We start from the raw sequence: 16,095 nt of genomic DNA, 5'->3' as shown, positions 1-16,095 counted from the left end.
GTCATAATTGCAGCATGTATCGCCCCGCCTTGTGGAGCTTAACTTATCTCACCGCGTCCAATGGCATCAGCTACACTATCTGGTAGCTAACAGTTAAGATGAGTTTCTTTGTGAAGGATTGACGCCCGTTTACAGGATGCCGTTTGTCTGCTCCCTTACGTGAAGTCTCCATGAGTGGTGCCAAAGTTTGGGCTTTTGAGCGTGGCTAGGAAGGAGTCCCACATGCGTGGCTGGCACTTGCACCAGATAGTGCCCCAGGGCATGGTGTATGAGCGCCGACCTCCGGAAAGGTCAGGGTTCGATCAGGATGCCACGGCGGGCAGCCTGACGTTGGGATTGTCGGTGACGCGGGCGAGCGTTTCAAGGCTCATATAGCGCCGGGCGACGGTCCATTCGTCGTTTGTCTCGAGCATCAGCGCGCCGACGAGACGAATGACTGCATCGTCGTTCGGAAAGATGCCGATCACGTCAGCGCGTCGCTTCACCTCGCGGTTCACCCGTTCCAGTGGATTTGTGCTGGCGATCTGAGCCCAGTGTTCGCGGGGGAAGGACATGTAGGCCAGCACATCGTCACGGGAGGCGTCCATCAGGGCGCCCAGCTTCGGCTGCTTCTCACGCAATGCATCCGCGACGATATCCCACTGCTTTTCCGCCTCGGCCTTGGTTTCCTGGGCGAAGATCGTCTTCAGCATCGCCGCCATGGCGGTGCGGCTCTTGGCTGGAGCATGGGCCAAGGCGTTGCGCATCCAATGAACCCGGCATCTCTGGTGGGTTGCATTGAAGACCCGGCGCGCGGCGGCCCGCAGACCCTTGTGGTCGTCGGCGATTACCAGCTTCACGCCGCGCAAACCGCGGTCGGCAAGGGATCGCAGGAACTCTATCCAGAATGCCTCGGCCTCAGAGAGGCCAGTCGCGACCCCCAGCACCTCGCGCTTGCCGTCCTCGTTGACCCCGACGGCGATTATCACGGCGTGGCTGACAATCCGCCCGCCTTCGCGCACCTTCAGATAGGTCGCGTCGAGCCACAGATAGGGCCACGCGCCCTCCAACGGACGGCTCAGGAACGCGTTCACCCGCTCATCGATCTCGGCGCAGAGGCGGCTGACCTGGCTCTTGGACATCCCGCCCGCGCCCATGGCCTTGACCAGGTCGTCGACCGAGCGGGTTGAGACACCGTGAACATAAGCCTCTTGGATCACCGCCACCAAGGCCTTCTCGGCTGTGCGGCGCGGTTCCAGAAAGCTGGGAAAGTAGCTGCCCTTCCGGAGCTTCGGGATCTCCAGCGTGATCCGCCCGGCCCGGGTGTCCCAATCGCGGTCGCGGTATCCGTTGCGCTGAACCTCCCGCAGGGCCGTTCGCGCCCCCTTGGCAGCCCCGGTCCGCGCCTCAACTTCGGCTTCCATGATCCGCTCGGCCGCAAAGGCCAGCATCTCGCGCACGAGATCGCCATCAGCCTGCTTCTCAACCAGCTCGATAAGCGCCATTCTGTCATTGGTCATCGTCGTCTCCATTCCAGGTTTCAGGTCTTGCAACCCAAACCTACTCCGAAGATCGGCGATGACCGCCAGCGTTACCTACGGCCGCGCGGCTCGCGCTACGCCAAAGGCTCCGCGCGCGGCCTCCTACACCACTTAGCGTAATCGCCACGCCCCACTGCTTTGGTTGCTTCGGGCAGTATGGCTCCGTTGCTTTGGCATTCGCCGAAGTCTTGCACATGGAGGATACGATGGGTGTTTTTGCTGCGTTGGATGTGTCGCAGGAGGAGACGGCGATCTGCATGGTGTGTCAGGACGGCACGATCCTGGCAGAGGCAAAAGTGCCAACCTGCCCAGACAGGATCGCCGCTTGGCTGATGGCGCGGGGGGATGGCCTCCAACGGGTCGGCATGGAAACCGGACCATTGGCCGTCTGGCTCTGGAACGCGCTGACCGCACGGCAGGTGCCAATCATCTGCATCGATGCGCGGCACGCGAACGGGGTGTTGAAGATGATGCCCAACAAGACCGACCGGCATGATGCCAGAGGCCTGGCGCAGATCGTTCGCACTGGTTGGTTCAAGGCAGTGCAGATCAAGAGCCATGAGGCCTATGCCAACCGGGCAATGCTCACGGCGCGCGAGACCCTGGTTGGCATGCGGGTCAAGCTGGAGAACGAGATCCGGGGTCTGCTGAAGACCTTTGGCGTCATGTTCGGCAAACGGGTTGGCGGGTTCAAGCGGCGTGCGGAGGAGATCATCTCAAAGGAACTGGCAATTGCCCCTGATCTTGTCCCCATCTTTGAGACCTTGCTCCATGCCCGGCGTGATATCCTGGCCCGTATTGCCGCGCTCGACAGCCGGATCCGTGCGATCGCCAAGCGGCATGCGACAGTCAGGCTGCTGATGACCGCCCCCGGTGTCGGACCAATCACCGCCATGGCGGTTGTTGCAGCCTTCGACGACGCCGCGCGGTTCCGGCGGTCCTCCAGCGCAGGCGCCTATCTCGGACTGACGCCGAAGCGATATGAGTCGGGGGAGATCAGCCGGAACGGACGGGTGTCAAAGCGCGGCGACAGGTTTACCCGGAAATGCCTGTTCGAAGCAGCGAATGCAATCTTCTGCCGGAAGCTTGGCGGCTCCCGCCTGCGCAACTGGGCAAAGACAGTTGCCGACAGAACCGGGCCACGGAAGGCCAAGGTTGCACTGGCGCGGAAGCTGGCCGTAACGCTGCATGCCATGTGGCGCACCAACACGCCCTTCCAAGAGGAAGCAGCCATGGCCTGAAGTCGCACAGCTGCACCGTCGCTGACATCAGCGCAACAGAATGCGTCCAGCCGGGACGCGCGGCGCGGGTGAGATCGTTCCCGAGACTGCGGCAAAGACCGCGCACACCACTTCGATCCACCCGACCCTGAACGCAAACATGCGGCATCCGGCGCGGTGACCGCGGAGAGAACCACAGAGCCCGGCGCGCAGGATGAAACGTAGAAAGGTCAGTCCTTGACGAAGGCGATTAGAGAACCACATGGGACACAGCCCTTGCACCAACTCTCCTAAGTTCGTCGTTATTTGTATGTCAGTATAACCTCATGGGCAACCTGATCGGTCTGAGCGAACGCAAGCGGCAGGATTAGCCATCGTGATTGCGCGCCTTGCCTCGCTGATGGTCCTCCGCCTTGCTTCCCCTCGCCTTGGCGTACAAGGCTGGCCACCGATTTCGCCTGGCACTCATGCCAGCCGCTACGGACCGAGGCGCCTGCCCGTTTCCACATGCCTTGGCCTTCAGAGCTTTTGAGCGCAGTGCATCAAGACGGTCAGAATCTGGTGCGGCGAGACCGCATGCAAGGCGATCCGACTGTCCGCAGCCCACTCGAAAATGGAGACGGTTCGTTTGTCGCAGAGCCCATAGACCAAGCCGGGAAGCTGCGCTCACTGAAGCCGTGGTGGCTTCACTGCGATACAGGATGGCGACCAAGGGGATCATGATCAGCCATTGGGCAGCGCTTCGAATTAACATCAATGTATCAAATGATTTTACTGAGGTCTGCCGATCCCTGTCCTTGAACTACGCCAACCGGGCTTTCGGAAAAACCAGCCATCTGTCAGATACTGGTTCGGGATCATCTTGATCGTCACAGGGGAACCCGGATTTCGACTGTCAATTCCCCGTCGCTGAAACGGCGTTCGATCGTTCCACTCAGTTCTTCTTCAACCATGAGGGCCAAAAGGCGCGTGCCGAAACCGGAACTTGAGCCAGATCCAGGCCCGGACATCGGGGTTGCCGTGAGGGATATGTTCTCCTGCCACAGAAGCCGGAGTTGATGCCCTTCTTGTCGCTGCTCCACCGCCCAATTGATGTCGAGCCTGCCTTTCTCCTGTATGCCCGCCCCGTATTTGAGCGCATTGGTGGCAAGCTCATGAAACACCAAGGCGAGCGCGTGCGTCTGCTGGGCAGTAAGGACCACCGCTGGCCCTGAAAGCCTGGTTGATATTTGCCCGATCTGATCGGTCTCTGCACAAAGAAGATCCTCGAGAGTGGTGGCGTCCGTGCCTGAGGCGATGAGCAGATCCTGCGCGGCTGCCATGGCTTGGAGCCGCGCAGTCAGGCGGCTGACCATTTCGGTCTTGTCGGATGTTTCACGCGCTGTTTGTCGCGCAATGCCTGATACGCGGGCCAGCATGTTCTTGAGCCGGTGGACCATCTCGCGCATGAGCAGATCCTTTTGCTCAGCATTACTCCGCGCCATTTGTGCGAGAGCACGCGATCGCTCAATGGCCAAGCCCTGCCAGTACACTGCGAAAGTTGTGGTCAGGACGAGGAGCGTAAAGATGATCCCGCTCACGAATGTGTCGCGCAGAGGACCGTCATCATCGAACTCAGACCCCGGCCTTGCCGATAAAATCCAGTCTCGTCCTGCGATCTGGAGGCGGTTCTCGCTCGCCAGGGCCTCGCCGGCCGCAGCAGTTGGGTAGCCCTGGCTTTCGAAGAGTGGCCGGTCCGGGGTCAGGGCATCCTCCACACGGAGTTCGATGGGAAGATCGCTGCCGGCAAGGGCCGCAGTGAAGAGATCGCCCATGCGCAGGGGGGCGTAGACAAAGCCCTCTGGTCCTGTGCGATCCGTCTTGGGGAGCGGCATGTAGATCAGAATACCGGCCTGCACGTCGTGGGTGATTTCCTGGACAAGCTCGACCGGGGCGGTGGCCACGGGCTCACCCTTTTCCAGGGCCTGGAGCATGGCTCTTCGGCGGTGGGCCTCGGTAGACATGTCAAAACCCAGGGCCGCGTGGTTTCGGGCGTCGTGGGGCTCCAGGAGGACTATGGCAGTCCGCAATCCAGGAACAGGATCGGGCCAAACCTCCACAAAGGCGCCATAGTTGTTTCTGAGGCTGGCTTCGATGCTGTCATCAGTGGCGGGCGGAAGCAGTTGCGCGAGACCGATGCCCTGGAGACCTGCATATTGCCCCTGCAAATCCAGCCCCGCTACAAAGGCCGCAAAGACCTCGCGCTTCCGAGATCCGGGGTGGGTTTCAAGAAATGCGCGCGTTGCCGTCAAGAGGGCGATGTGCTGCCTGATCCTGATTTCGACCCGCCGCGCCGTTCGCTGGGCAAGCACATCAAACGCGGCCTGTTGGGCCGTCACTTCGATACGATAAATGTTCCAGGTCAGTCCTGTGCCGACCAATGACAGGATTGTTGCAACGGCAAGCGGAAGTCGGGACATCGGGCGCATCGGGGTTGAGTAAAGGCCTCGGTGGTCGAAGTCCAACAAATCAGGACTGAAGGGAGTTGGTGCCAGTCAGAACGTTAGTCACGTTTGACAGCTTCCCTGCCGCAAGACCGTGGTTTGTGGCAGATCACGAGACCAATCGCCGCCGCCGGCGCGTTGTCAGTCCCGTTGCAATTGCCTCGGCAATGTCAGCACATGCGGTGATGCCCTGAACAAACGGTCTGTCATGCATCAGGTAAGGAAGAGCCGCGAGGCATAGCCGGCCGGTATACGAACCGGCCTCGATCAGGCTGTAGTCCTGAGACACATCCGGGATCTCCTGGCCGTTCTCCAGAAGCGTCCGCCGCAGGCTCGGAAAAGGCAGGTCTTCGGAGGTCAGCGCCTTTTGTCCCCTGGCGTCGATGAAGACTTCAAAGGTGTCCACTTGGCCGTCGCGCCGTGTGATCCTGGTGACGCTTTCTTCCCGATCGAGCTCGTAATCCTCCCCCAGTGTCAACAAGGAGAGAATGCCCGCATCTCGCAGCGCCAACAGACGGCGAATGGATTCGGAAGGCACAGCAGCATAGTTGTCGACAAAGACCTTCTTCAGACCGCTGTCGAACCGCTCGCGGTCGGCCTCTGGCAGATCGGCAACAATGTCTTCGACCTCCTCATGTATGCGCAACAGGGCATAGCGCCAGGCAACGGTGATCTTGTGTGCCTTGTTGTATTCGACCTCTTGGAGGTTGCGCCTTGCCCACTCGAAAGGATCGGAGGTTTCACGGCTTGCAAAGTAGGCATTTGGGAAGCTGTCGGCCGTCAGGCTTTTCAACCCGAGGCGCAGGGCGAAGGCAGGGTCGGCTTGCGTGATCTCGTCCTTGATGAGATCGAAGGCCGCATCAAGGGGCTTTGAGGTCTTGAGACACGCCGCCAGTGCGGGGCCGGTGACAAACGTCAAAGGCTCATAGGGGATGGGACAATAAAAATCCGCTTCGGGCAGCACGCCGGTGCGCGACATCAGAACGACCTCGAGGTCGGACGAGGCTGGGTCCAGATCGAAACGGAGCGTGCCATTCCTGCTGCGAAACCGCCCATGCTGGTTGACCACGGCCATGGCCGCGTCGATCGAGCTGAGCGAGGTTCCCATGATCCCGACCCTGACCGCGGGAATGGCCGCCTCGATCAGCCCTGACCAGGGACTCGGAAAGTAGGTCCGCGTGGCCTCATCGACATCAGGGAACTGGTGCCCTGTTGCCACGATTACCCGGTCGAACGGACCATCCCGGACAGCAAGGGTCGTCGCGGTCAGTCCCTCTTCACCCGTTCCGATGTCCAGAACCTCGGTGTTTTCATGGATGGCGATCCTGTGGCCCGCAGCCCGGGCGTCCTCCACCAGGTCGAGCAGTTGATCGCGGAAGTATTCGCCCAGCAAAAGCCGCGGCGTGAACTGACGGTCGTCCAGATCCTCTGGGTCGAGGCCGTAGGATGCCAGTCGTGCCGGCGGCTGCGCCTCGAGCCATTCCAGGTAAGTGCTGACGACCGGCGGGATCTCGATGCTGGCGATATTGGCCAGCATCGACTTGTTGGCCGTCTGTGGCGAATAGGGCATGCCGATCCCTGCACGCGGACCACGCTCATAAAGCGTGACATCAAGGGGAAGCCCGGCGCCGAGCAGGTGTTTCAGACTGTAGATCCCGGTAGGGCCTGTGCCGATAATCGCAACTGCTCGTCGTGCCGTCATCTGAACTTTCCCTTGGAGCAGCCCACAGGCTTTGCAATCCCGATTGGTCGGAAGATCCGTTGCAGCGAAATGCACATCTTGAAGCGGGGTTCCAAGACGTTGGCGACCTGATTTTCAGGTGTGTCGCGCCGATAGCATCATCACTCGCCGGTTGGTCTCCATCCATAAGGAGGTCCGCCCTGGAACCGTCGCCCAAAGGCAGCAACTCATACAGGTAAGCACGAGAAGAGGACACGCCTGCGCCGATCATGTGCGCTGTCGAGAAGGACCTTGCAGAGCCAGGCAGTCTCGCGACACGAGGCATCTTGTGAAAACCCCTTGACGAGGATACGGGGTTCTCTTCTTGTTCCCTGTATTCTCGCGGTGATATTGGAACGGTCATGATCGCAGAGACCCCGGCCGACGACTCTCCCAACCCGCCTGTTCCTGAGCTTGAACGGCGTCTGGCCCAACAGGCGCTGATTGCTGAATTCGGCCGCTTCGCCCTCAAGAACAATACGTTGCAAGCCATCCTGGATGAAGCTTGTCGCATTGCAGCGGATGGGCTTGAAGTGGGCTTTGCAAAGGTGCTCGAACCCTTGCCCAAGGAGAACGCTCTTCTTCTGCGCGCGGGGATCGGCTGGAGGCCCGGGTTGGTCGGACATGCCCGGATCGGAGCGGATCTGGAAAGCCCCGCAGGCTACGCCTTCAAGACAGGCGAGCCGGTGATTTCCAACCATCTCTCAGAAGAAAAGCGCTTCCGCACCCCGAAGCTGATGGCGGACCACGGGGTCAAGCGCGCGGTCAACGTGATCATCCAGGGTGAAGGCACGCCCTTCGGGGTTCTCGAGGCCGATAGCCGCGATCCCGGCGCGTTCAATCCGCATGACATCCATTTTCTGCAGGCGCTCGCCAACACGCTTGGCGTGGCCATCGACAAGGAGGCAGCACGCAGCAGGATCGAGGAGCTTGGCCACGAACTGGCCCAGCGGGAGGCTCATCTGCGGCGCGCGGTCGAACTCAACCCGCAGATCCCCTGGGCGGCCAATGCAGAGGGGCAAATTGTCGAGTTCAACGAGCGATGGCTCGACCTGACAGGCCTGACGCTTCAGGACGCCGAAGGAGAGGGTTGGCTTGAAGCGATCCATCCCGATGATCGCTCTGCCTCCCTTTCGGCTTGGAGGCACGCCATCGAGACGGGCACGTCCTTTGACATCGAACAGCGCGTCCGCATGGCGAATGGCGATTATCGCTGGATGCGCAGCCATGCCCATCCTTGGCAAGATGCGCGGGGCGGGATTCCCATGTGGTATGGCGCATCAGAGGATATCCACGAGCGCAAGCTTGCTGAGCAGGCTGTGGCCCAGAGCGAGGAGCGTCTCAGCATTGCGGTCGATGCGGCGGCGCTCGGGCTTTTCGACCATGACCTGGTCACCGGCACAATCGAATGGGACGGGCGCATCCGCGACATCTGGGGCATTGGGGCCGAGGAGCCGGTCAGCTTTGCGACCTTCGCGGATGGCATACATCCCGAGGACCAGGCAGCGATGCAGGCCGCGCTTGATCAAGCGCTCGATCCGCAGGGCGATGGACGCTCTGCGGCCCAGTATCGTGTCCTGCGCCGTTCGGACAAAGACACCCGATGGGTTGCTGCCTACGGACGGACGACCTTTGCCGAAGGGCGCCCCGTGCGTCTGGTCGGCATCGTGCAGGATGTCACCACCCATGTCGTGGCGGAAGAGCGACTGCGGCGTGCCCTGGCCGACAAGGATCTTCTATCCCGTGAGATCGATCACCGCATCAAGAACAGCCTGTCCATGGTCGGGGGGCTGCTGCGCATGCAGGAGCGGGCCGTGTCATCGCGAGAGGCAAAGGACGCCTTGGCCGAGGCTTCGACCCGTGTTCTGAGCGTGGCCCGTATCCACGAGCAGCTTTACCGCTCGGCGAACATGGATACGGTTGAGTTCGGGGGATACCTGCAGCGTCTGACAGAAGATATCGCATCCTCATTGGGCTCTGGAAACGCGCAGATCACGGTCGAGGCCATGACGATGCTCCTGCCTATCGATCAGGCGCTGCCGCTCGGACTGATTGCGAGCGAGCTACTCACCAATGCCCTGAAGCATGCACGGCGCGGAGACGAGCCCGTCCCGATCCAGGTTCACTTCGGACCAAGCCAGGACAAGGGAGGCTACACGCTTGTCGTGGCAGACCATGGTCGTGGGTTGCCTGAGGGCTTTGACATGAGGAGCCAGGCAGGCCTCGGCATGCGCCTGATCGTGTCGCTGAGCAGCCAGTTGGATGCCACGGTCGAAGCGATCAACACCGCCCAAGGAGCGCAGTTCACGGTGTCGGCAGAAGTGGAGACGGCCTAGCCGCTGCCTTGGGACAACGTTCGTTCCGGGGAAAAGCAGGTTCAGGGGAAAGCCCTGTCCTCTGGCGTGGCCATTCTGCTGGCCTTCGTCTTCAGCGGTTGGGGAGAAGCTGGGATAGACACCGCAGGATCTGATCAGGACTGAAGGGCTTATCAAGGAACAGGGCCGCCTCAGGCAGGGTATCGGGCTCGGGCGGTTGTGCGCCAGAAGCGACCAGGATCGCGATGTCCGGCATGTCACGGGCGCAGCGCCGGGCCAGGTCGTAGCCGGTCATCTTTCCCGGGGCATCTGGACATCGGTAAAGAGCAGTTCAATCTTTGGGCTGCGGCGGAGCAGGATGTCCAGAGCCTCTTCAGCTCCGGCGGCGGTCAGCACCTGAAACCCTGCCTTGGTCAGGATGGCCTGAACATCCATCCGGATGAGCGGCTCATCGTCCGCCACCAGAGCATATCGTTCAAAACGGTCCATGATCTGAGAGTCCCTTCTCGGTCTGCGGGAGAAGGGCTGCAGAGCCGTTGCAGTTCCAAGATGCCGACAGATTGATCCGGTGTTGGCACACCTGCCATGATGAGCGCTTTAGATTATGAGATTTTATCTGTTCGAAGAAACGTTATCACACGGGGGTTTTCCCGGCGGTTGGTATGTGTTTACGGAACTGTGCCGACAGCGGGGCGGTTATACGCGGTCATTTCCAGCAGCAAAGATCACGAAAAGATAGCGGCATGACCAAGAACGATGAGCAGTCAGTCCCGGACACGGTCAGGGCGATCGAGGAAGCTGACAAAACAATGGCGCAAGACGCTGGCCGCTTTCGCCATCATCCCGTAGTCACGTCATTGGGCTTGGTGAGTGAGATCGCGGATCAGGTCCCTCTGTCCCTGGTCTGTGGCGGCGTCTTGACGGCCGGGCTCATCTCCGATCGTCCCCACCTGGCCCGAACGGGCGTGCGGATGATGGCTGCCCATGTGCTGGCAAACAGTATCAAGAGGGCCATCAAGAACCGGTTTCGACGAACAAGACCAGGTGTGGTTCTGGACGGAGAGGACTATGTTTGCGAGCCCGGGGAAACCGAAGGCGGTCACGACACCTCCTTTCCCTCAGGCCATACAGCCGGTGCTGTTGCTGTCGCAGCGATCATAGCCTCCGATATCCCAAAGACGGCCGTTCCGGCTTTCCTGACAGCCAGCCTGATTGCAGGTGTTCAGGTGCCGCGTGCCAAGCACTACCCGATCGACATTGCTGCAGGGACCCTTCTTGGCCTCTCTGCGGCAATGATCGTGAAAAGGCTTTATCCCGAAAAATGAACGGACCTTCTGCGGCTATCGTGCTGGCTATGAACAAAACCGAACAGCCAAGACCCCTACCCCGCCTCAACAAATAATGCTGCGATGGTGTCGGTCGGGAAATGAACGCGAGATGCGGGTGCGATGTGGGAGCGCGAGCCTGGCTCTGGTCGTCTGATGACGTCAGTCTTCATCAAGACAATCACATCATGCCTTTTTGATGCTGAAACCCATTGGCGTTGGCAAAAATAAAGCATGGGGCGCGGCGGTCGGATTTCCTCCTGCCCCGCGGTCACAAGGCTTTGTTCTTTTCAAGTCAAATCCGTTCCCTCTTCATCCGCTTGGCCAGTATCTTTTCTCTGATCTTGCCCCAGTCTGCTGCAAGCCTCTCTGTTAATGATTGCGCCCCACGGGATCAAATTTTGCGGAACGCAATTCCTGTCTGTCCGTTGATCATTGCTGACGACGGGGACGAGAATGGCTGACGAAACTGAGCGCGATTTCATTCCCGTTGTTGAAGAAACAGCCACTGTCTCGACCCGGCAGGTTGTCAGTGGCCGTGTCAGGATTGTCACCCAGACTGAGGAGATCAATCATCTCCTGCCGACTGACCTTGCGAGCGTTGAGGTTGATGTGGTCCGGGTGCCGATTGACCGTCGGATCGAGACAATCCCGGACGTCGTGACGGAAGGCGAAGTGACCATCATCCCCGTGGTCGAAGAGCGCTTGGTCGTTACGCGCGAACTCTATCTTCGTGAAGAAATCCATGTTCGCCGTATCGAACATAAAGAGACAGTTGACGTGCCCGCGACAACCCGTCGCCAAACCGTCCAGATCGAGCGCTTGCCCGCCGAGCTGGAGCAGCCCCCTGAAAAGGACGATCAAGATGACCTATGAGAATGAACTCGGTGCTTCCGGCACGCTGTCCGTTTCTGCCATGTTCGATAGCCAGGCCGAGGCGCAGCGCGCGGTCGAGCGGCTGAATCAGGCCGGGATAACCTCGGAGCGCATCCGGCAGGTGGCGGGGGGGAGTGACACTGCTTCTCGCACGGATGCCGTTGAAGATCGCAACAAAGGTTTTTGGGATAGTCTCGAGGACTTCTTTTTTCCCGATGAAGATCGGTATTCCTATGCCGAAGGGCTGTCGCGCGGCGGCTACCTGGTGACCGTGACAGGGCTGTCCGGGGCCGATTACGAGACCGCTCTGGATATCCTCGACGACGAAGGCAGCATCAATCTTGAAGAGCGTGAAGAAAGCTGGCGCTCAGAGGGCTGGAGCGATTACCAGTCCAGCAGCTATGCCTCGGACAGCACGGCATCCGCCTATGGCGCCCGTGCGGGTGCAACGGGTGATCTGGACAGTCCCTATGTTGACGAGGACAGCACGGGCGCTGATGCGTCCTTGCGGCAAGGTCGGGATCTGCGCGGAGACGAGACGATCCCCATCGTGGAGGAACGTCTTCGCGTCGGCAAGCGCGAAACCGGGCATGGCCGTGTCCGGGTTCGCGCCTATACCGTCGAAGAGCCCGTCAGCGAAAGCGTCGACCTGCGCGAGGAGCGAGTTGAGGTCGAGCGCCGGCCTGTCGACCGTCCCCTGACAAACGCGGATACTGCTTTCCAGGACCGCACGATCGAAGCTGAAGAATACCGCGAAGAAGCGGTCGTTCAAAAGGAAGCCCGCGTGGTCGAGGAGATCGAACTCCGCAAGACCAGCGAAACCCACCGCGAAACAGTCTCGGACACCGTCCGACGCACCGAAGTCGAGATCGACGACGATCGTGATGGGCCGAACCGCCAAGGTCTGGACCCCGAAGTGGGAAGCCGGGATCATGACAATCGCAAGCCCTGAGGCTTGATTTGATCACATGATTTGGCCCCGCAAGTGCGGGGCCTCTTCTTTAGTCGAGAGCTTTGATCAGCGCTCTAAAAAAACTATCCTTATGGATTAAGGATCAGAGGGGCCTCCGAAAGGATTTCACGCAATACGCTACAGGCAGTGATTAGCGGCGTGCGGTCGCAAGACCGAGAACAAGGCCGATGCCCATTGCCATGCTCAGGGCAGCAATCGGTCTTTGCCGAACATAGTCGATTGCTTCTTCATAGCCCAACTCAGTATAAAAGGCAGCCTCTTCAGCTTTCCTTTTGCCTATGTCCAATGCTTTTCCGGCGTAGTCTTGTCCGGCTGCCCTGACCTCTTGAACAGACCCTCGCAAACCCTCCACAGCATCGCTTGCCAGCGTGGATGCCTTCTCAACAAAGCTCATGGTGTCGTCCCGCAGGTCTGGCGTTCCTTCGCTTGGAGATGCGGCATCCTCATTCTTTTCCGGGAAACCTGATCTTTGCGTCATTGCGTCTATCCTCTTGGTGATTGGCTGAAAGCAATAACAAGATGGACAGCTTGGTGTTCCATTGCTCTCGAGCGACGGTACCCTGATGATCACCTGTATGGACCTGCCGGGATGAAGGGCCAGCGGGGTTCTGGAACCAGGGTTGGACTTGGTGTCGCGGATTGCAGGATGGAGCAGCAGGGATGTTACCCGTCTTCAGATCTGCAGCGCCGAGCGTTCCTGCACAAGAAACGCCAACACCAGGCATGTGCCGGGATGAGCGTTCTGCCATTCAGGTCGTCCACCAAACTGATGGCCAAGACTGGCGACGAGCTTCATGAAAAGCCCCGCTTCAGCGGGGCTTCTGGTTTCAGATTTGCTCAGAGCCTGTGGCGGGTTGGGATCACGCGATCGGCATAAACCGGATGAACGACACCTGAGCGGCCACCCAGCCAGCCAGCTATGGCACCCAGAACAAGTGCCACGAAGGCCAGGATGGCACCGGTCGAGACACCCGAGGCCGCTGCATCCGCTGCCTCGGTTGCCCTTTGCTGGACCCGATCAACCGTCTGCTGATATCGCTGCTCGATCTGGACTATCTGTTCGTTCGCTTCCTCGATCGGGATGCCGCGGGCATTGGCAAGGGCCTGTGCCGCCTGCTGGCGGGCTTCGTCGCGACCCTCCTCGTCACCCGTCACCAGGGCGCGGGCTGCATTCACTGCTGCGTTGTTGAGCGCCTCGGGATCGTTCCCGGTGGCGCGGACCTGGGCTTCGATCTCGTCCAGGGGATTGATGTTTTCCAACGCGGGCGCGGCCGTTTGCGCCACAGTCTGGCTGACCCCTCCAATGGCGCTGGAAATGCCGCTGAAGGCTCCGCCGACCAGGCTGCCGATGGTGGTGGAAAGGAAGTAAAGAACCAGAAGGGTCGTGAATGCCCATGTGGTCAACCCGTGCAGGGCGCCTGTCGTTGGCACCGTCTTGCCCGACATGCGGGCTGCGATGTAGCCGCCGGCAAACGAAGCAATGATGCCCGAAAGGACATACCAGATGCCTGCAGCGATCGAGAAGGTCGAGGCGGCCGGATTGTCACCCGTGCCTGGATCAAGCGTTGCAAGCCCGATGCCCACACCCAGCATCGTCAGAAGCACCTGAACCACGAGGGCTACTACGACGCCCGCGAAGATCGCGCCCCATGACACCTTGTTGATCATGATGGTGTGGGCGTCCTCGGAAGCACTAGGATGCGTCGAGGCAGTCCCGGTCGACAGCGGGGGTTCGCCGGAAGAATAGCTCATCTTTAGAAACCTCTGGCAGGGCGACGGCAGGATCCGGCGCGTATGAGGAAAGTCTGCAGGTTTAAACCTTCCAAATACCCTTTCGTTCCGATTGCGCCGGGTGCTTCGCACCGTCTCGAGTCCACAGGAAAGAGATGTCTCACCGAGCACTCGTCGCTCTGGTCCGGATCAACCGCTTTACCGCGACGCGTCTTCGCCTGCCCCCGGTCCCTGCAAGCCCGGCGGCGGGACGCCTTCCGCGTCGGGGTCGCGGCCGTGGCTGCGGTCCAGAAGGCGCATCAGCGGCGTGACGGTCAGACCGTGCAGGAAGACCGAGATCACCACTACAAGCCCGACGACGGCCCAAAGGCGATCGGCTCCATCGATCTCCATGCTGTTGAGACCGTAGGCCAGATAATAGAACGATCCTACGCCCCGGATGCCGAAAAACGCGATCGTCAGTTTTTCGCTCCAGGTCGCCTTCAGCCCCGCCAGGCCGATCAGCCCCGTGACCGGCCTGATCACGAGCAGGATCACCAGGGCCGCGACGATGTCCGTCCAGACCAAGGCACTCAGCAGCCCGTTCGCCAGGGCGCCGCCGAACAGCAGCAGCAGGACCATCATTGCCAGACGCTCGACCTGTTCGGTGACATCGTGCATCTCGCGGTGGAAGTCATGAGAGCGGTGGGCATGGCGAAAGGTCAGCGCGGTCACGAAGACCGACAGGAAGCCATAGGAATGGATCATCTCGGTCAGGCCATAGGAGATGAAGGTGGCCGCCAGGGCGATCAGGCCGTCGCCCGTCTGCGCCAGCTTGGTTTCCGCCGGGATGCGGAACGTCAGCCAGCCGAAGGCGCGGCCGATCAGGTATCCCCCGGCAACGCCGGCGCCGATTTCCCACAGGACATGATAGCCCAGCCATTTGGCCGCCCATGGCTCTCCCGTGCCGGCCGCCGCCAGAACGATGGCCAAGTTGACGAAGGGAAAGGCCGCGCCGTCGTTCAGTCCCGCCTCCGCAGTCAGGCCGAAACGGACCTCGTCCTCCTCGCCGCCTTTCGGGGGGCCGACCTGGACATCGGCAGCCAGCACCGGATCGGTGGGCGCCAGGACCGCCCCCAGCAGCAGGGCGACGATCCATGGCAACCCCGCCAGGGTGCCGAACAGGACCGTGATGGCCAGGATGCCCAGCGGCATGGTCACGAGGATCAGCCGCCACGCAACCTGCCAGCGGCGGATCCCGAACACCCGGTCGAGCTTCAGCCCCGCCCCCATCAGGGCGATGATGACCACGAACTCCGTGAACCGCTCAGTGATGTTCGGATAGGCCAAGGGTGAGGGATCAAGCCCCACCTGCGGCAGCGAGAACAGCGCGGCGCCTAGGCCGATGCAGACGATGGGCAGCGACAAGGGCAGTCGCCGCAGCGCCAGCGGCAACCAGGCCACTAGGGCAATCAGAAATCCCGCTCCGGTCAGCACCAGGATGTAGGGATCGGGGTGAAACCATTCCATCATGCCTGTCAACGCAGCAACGGGGATTCTGGCTAACTCCCGAAGCCCGAGAAGGCGGACAATTTATGTTAACCGGGCCAGTGCTCCCAGCACCGTTGTTCGTCCAGCTTAGCTAGACCCGACCAGAATGGGCGCTTCTCGTGTCAGTGGTGAGAATGCTTCCCTACCTGCCTGTAAGCGGATCCTTGAAATGACCCATACGGTGTTCCTTCGGACGCCTTGCTGTGGCAATGGGCGATCTCGTTGGTTACCAACCCCGGTGGTTGCTGAGATCCTCAAAGCCGCCTAGATCCTGCTTTCGCGGAGGTCGCGGGGGCGGTACTGCCATTGTTCCACATCCCAGCCCGAGCTATGCGGGGAAATGGGTGACGGGGTTTGAGAGGGCGGCGTATCGTGGCGGGTGCTGAAGCCTGCCAGAACTTC

At 60.6% G+C, this 16,095-nt stretch carries 14 protein-coding genes; 5 read left to right on the top strand and 9 right to left on the bottom strand.

Annotated elements, in window-relative coordinates; all coding sequences use genetic code 11:
* Positions 1-302 precede the first annotated feature (302 nt).
* On the bottom strand, positions 303-1,499 hold the full coding sequence (locus tag ACFOM8_RS20875; RefSeq protein WP_347140733.1) for an IS256 family transposase: 1,197 nt from the start codon (positions 1,497-1,499) through the stop codon (positions 303-305).
* 215 nt (positions 1,500-1,714) lie between these two features.
* Between ACFOM8_RS20875 and ACFOM8_RS20870 the strand changes: the two genes are divergently transcribed.
* Complete coding sequence (locus ACFOM8_RS20870; RefSeq protein ID WP_296222891.1) at positions 1,715-2,761, top strand: IS110 family transposase; 1,047 nt, start codon at positions 1,715-1,717, stop codon at positions 2,759-2,761.
* A gap of 848 nt (positions 2,762-3,609) precedes the next feature.
* Here ACFOM8_RS20870 and ACFOM8_RS20865 read toward each other — a convergent pair.
* Positions 3,610-5,199 (bottom strand): CHASE domain-containing protein, encoded by a 1,590-nt coding sequence (locus ACFOM8_RS20865; protein WP_377764275.1) that lies wholly within the window; start codon positions 5,197-5,199, stop codon positions 3,610-3,612.
* A gap of 133 nt (positions 5,200-5,332) precedes the next feature.
* Positions 5,333-6,925, bottom strand: coding sequence for an FAD/NAD(P)-binding protein (locus tag ACFOM8_RS20860; RefSeq protein ID WP_377764273.1), 1,593 nt, complete (start codon positions 6,923-6,925; stop codon positions 5,333-5,335).
* Positions 6,926-7,305: 380 nt separating this feature from the next.
* On the opposite strand from ACFOM8_RS20860, the gene ACFOM8_RS20855 reads away from it, so the two are divergent.
* Complete coding sequence (locus tag ACFOM8_RS20855; protein ID WP_377764271.1) at positions 7,306-9,279, top strand: PAS domain-containing protein; 1,974 nt, start codon at positions 7,306-7,308, stop codon at positions 9,277-9,279.
* Between the two features lie 91 nt (positions 9,280-9,370).
* Here the strand turns inward: ACFOM8_RS20855 and ACFOM8_RS20850 are convergent, their stop codons facing one another.
* Complete coding sequence (locus ACFOM8_RS20850; RefSeq protein WP_377764270.1) at positions 9,371-9,553, bottom strand: hypothetical protein; 183 nt, start codon at positions 9,551-9,553, stop codon at positions 9,371-9,373.
* Complete coding sequence (locus ACFOM8_RS20845; protein ID WP_377764268.1) at positions 9,550-9,747, bottom strand: response regulator; 198 nt, start codon at positions 9,745-9,747, stop codon at positions 9,550-9,552. Before ACFOM8_RS20845 ends, ACFOM8_RS20850 begins: the two co-directional genes overlap by 4 nt.
* A gap of 254 nt (positions 9,748-10,001) precedes the next feature.
* On the opposite strand from ACFOM8_RS20845, the gene ACFOM8_RS20840 reads away from it, so the two are divergent.
* The 3 genes from ACFOM8_RS20840 to ACFOM8_RS20830 all read left to right on the top strand — a co-directional run bounded on the left by ACFOM8_RS20840 (position 10,002) and on the right by ACFOM8_RS20830 (position 12,411).
* A complete protein-coding gene (locus ACFOM8_RS20840; protein WP_306610198.1) occupies positions 10,002-10,583 on the top strand; it encodes a phosphatase PAP2 family protein in 582 nt (193 codons plus the stop codon).
* A 456-nt stretch (positions 10,584-11,039) separates the two neighbouring features.
* Positions 11,040-11,459, top strand: coding sequence for a YsnF/AvaK domain-containing protein (locus ACFOM8_RS20835; RefSeq protein WP_377764267.1), 420 nt, complete (start codon positions 11,040-11,042; stop codon positions 11,457-11,459).
* Positions 11,449-12,411: a YsnF/AvaK domain-containing protein gene (locus ACFOM8_RS20830; protein ID WP_377764265.1), complete on the top strand. Its 963-nt coding sequence runs from the start codon at positions 11,449-11,451 to the stop codon at positions 12,409-12,411. Before ACFOM8_RS20835 ends, ACFOM8_RS20830 begins: the two co-directional genes overlap by 11 nt.
* A gap of 151 nt (positions 12,412-12,562) precedes the next feature.
* Here ACFOM8_RS20830 and ACFOM8_RS20825 read toward each other — a convergent pair whose 3' ends face one another.
* From ACFOM8_RS20825 to ACFOM8_RS20810, 4 genes are all read right to left on the bottom strand, one after another.
* Positions 12,563-12,910: a DUF883 family protein gene (locus ACFOM8_RS20825; RefSeq protein ID WP_143809892.1), complete on the bottom strand. Its 348-nt coding sequence runs from the start codon at positions 12,908-12,910 to the stop codon at positions 12,563-12,565.
* A 195-nt stretch (positions 12,911-13,105) separates the two neighbouring features.
* Positions 13,106-13,228 carry a hypothetical protein gene (locus tag ACFOM8_RS20820; protein WP_377764264.1) on the bottom strand — a complete coding sequence of 41 codons (123 nt, stop codon included), beginning with the start codon at positions 13,226-13,228 and terminating at the stop codon, positions 13,106-13,108.
* A gap of 41 nt (positions 13,229-13,269) precedes the next feature.
* A complete protein-coding gene (locus ACFOM8_RS20815; protein ID WP_377764262.1) occupies positions 13,270-14,184 on the bottom strand; it encodes a PhnA-like protein in 915 nt (304 codons plus the stop codon).
* A 177-nt stretch (positions 14,185-14,361) separates the two neighbouring features.
* Positions 14,362-15,675, bottom strand: coding sequence for a cation:proton antiporter (locus ACFOM8_RS20810; RefSeq protein WP_377764261.1), 1,314 nt, complete (start codon positions 15,673-15,675; stop codon positions 14,362-14,364).
* Positions 15,676-16,095: the final 420 nt, after the last annotated feature.

This window comes from Paracoccus angustae, assembly GCF_042648745.1.
Classification (GTDB): domain Bacteria; phylum Pseudomonadota; class Alphaproteobacteria; order Rhodobacterales; family Rhodobacteraceae; genus Paracoccus; species Paracoccus angustae.
The sequence above is the reverse complement of the archived record's forward strand: the minus strand, read 5'-3'. Positions and strand labels throughout refer to the sequence as shown.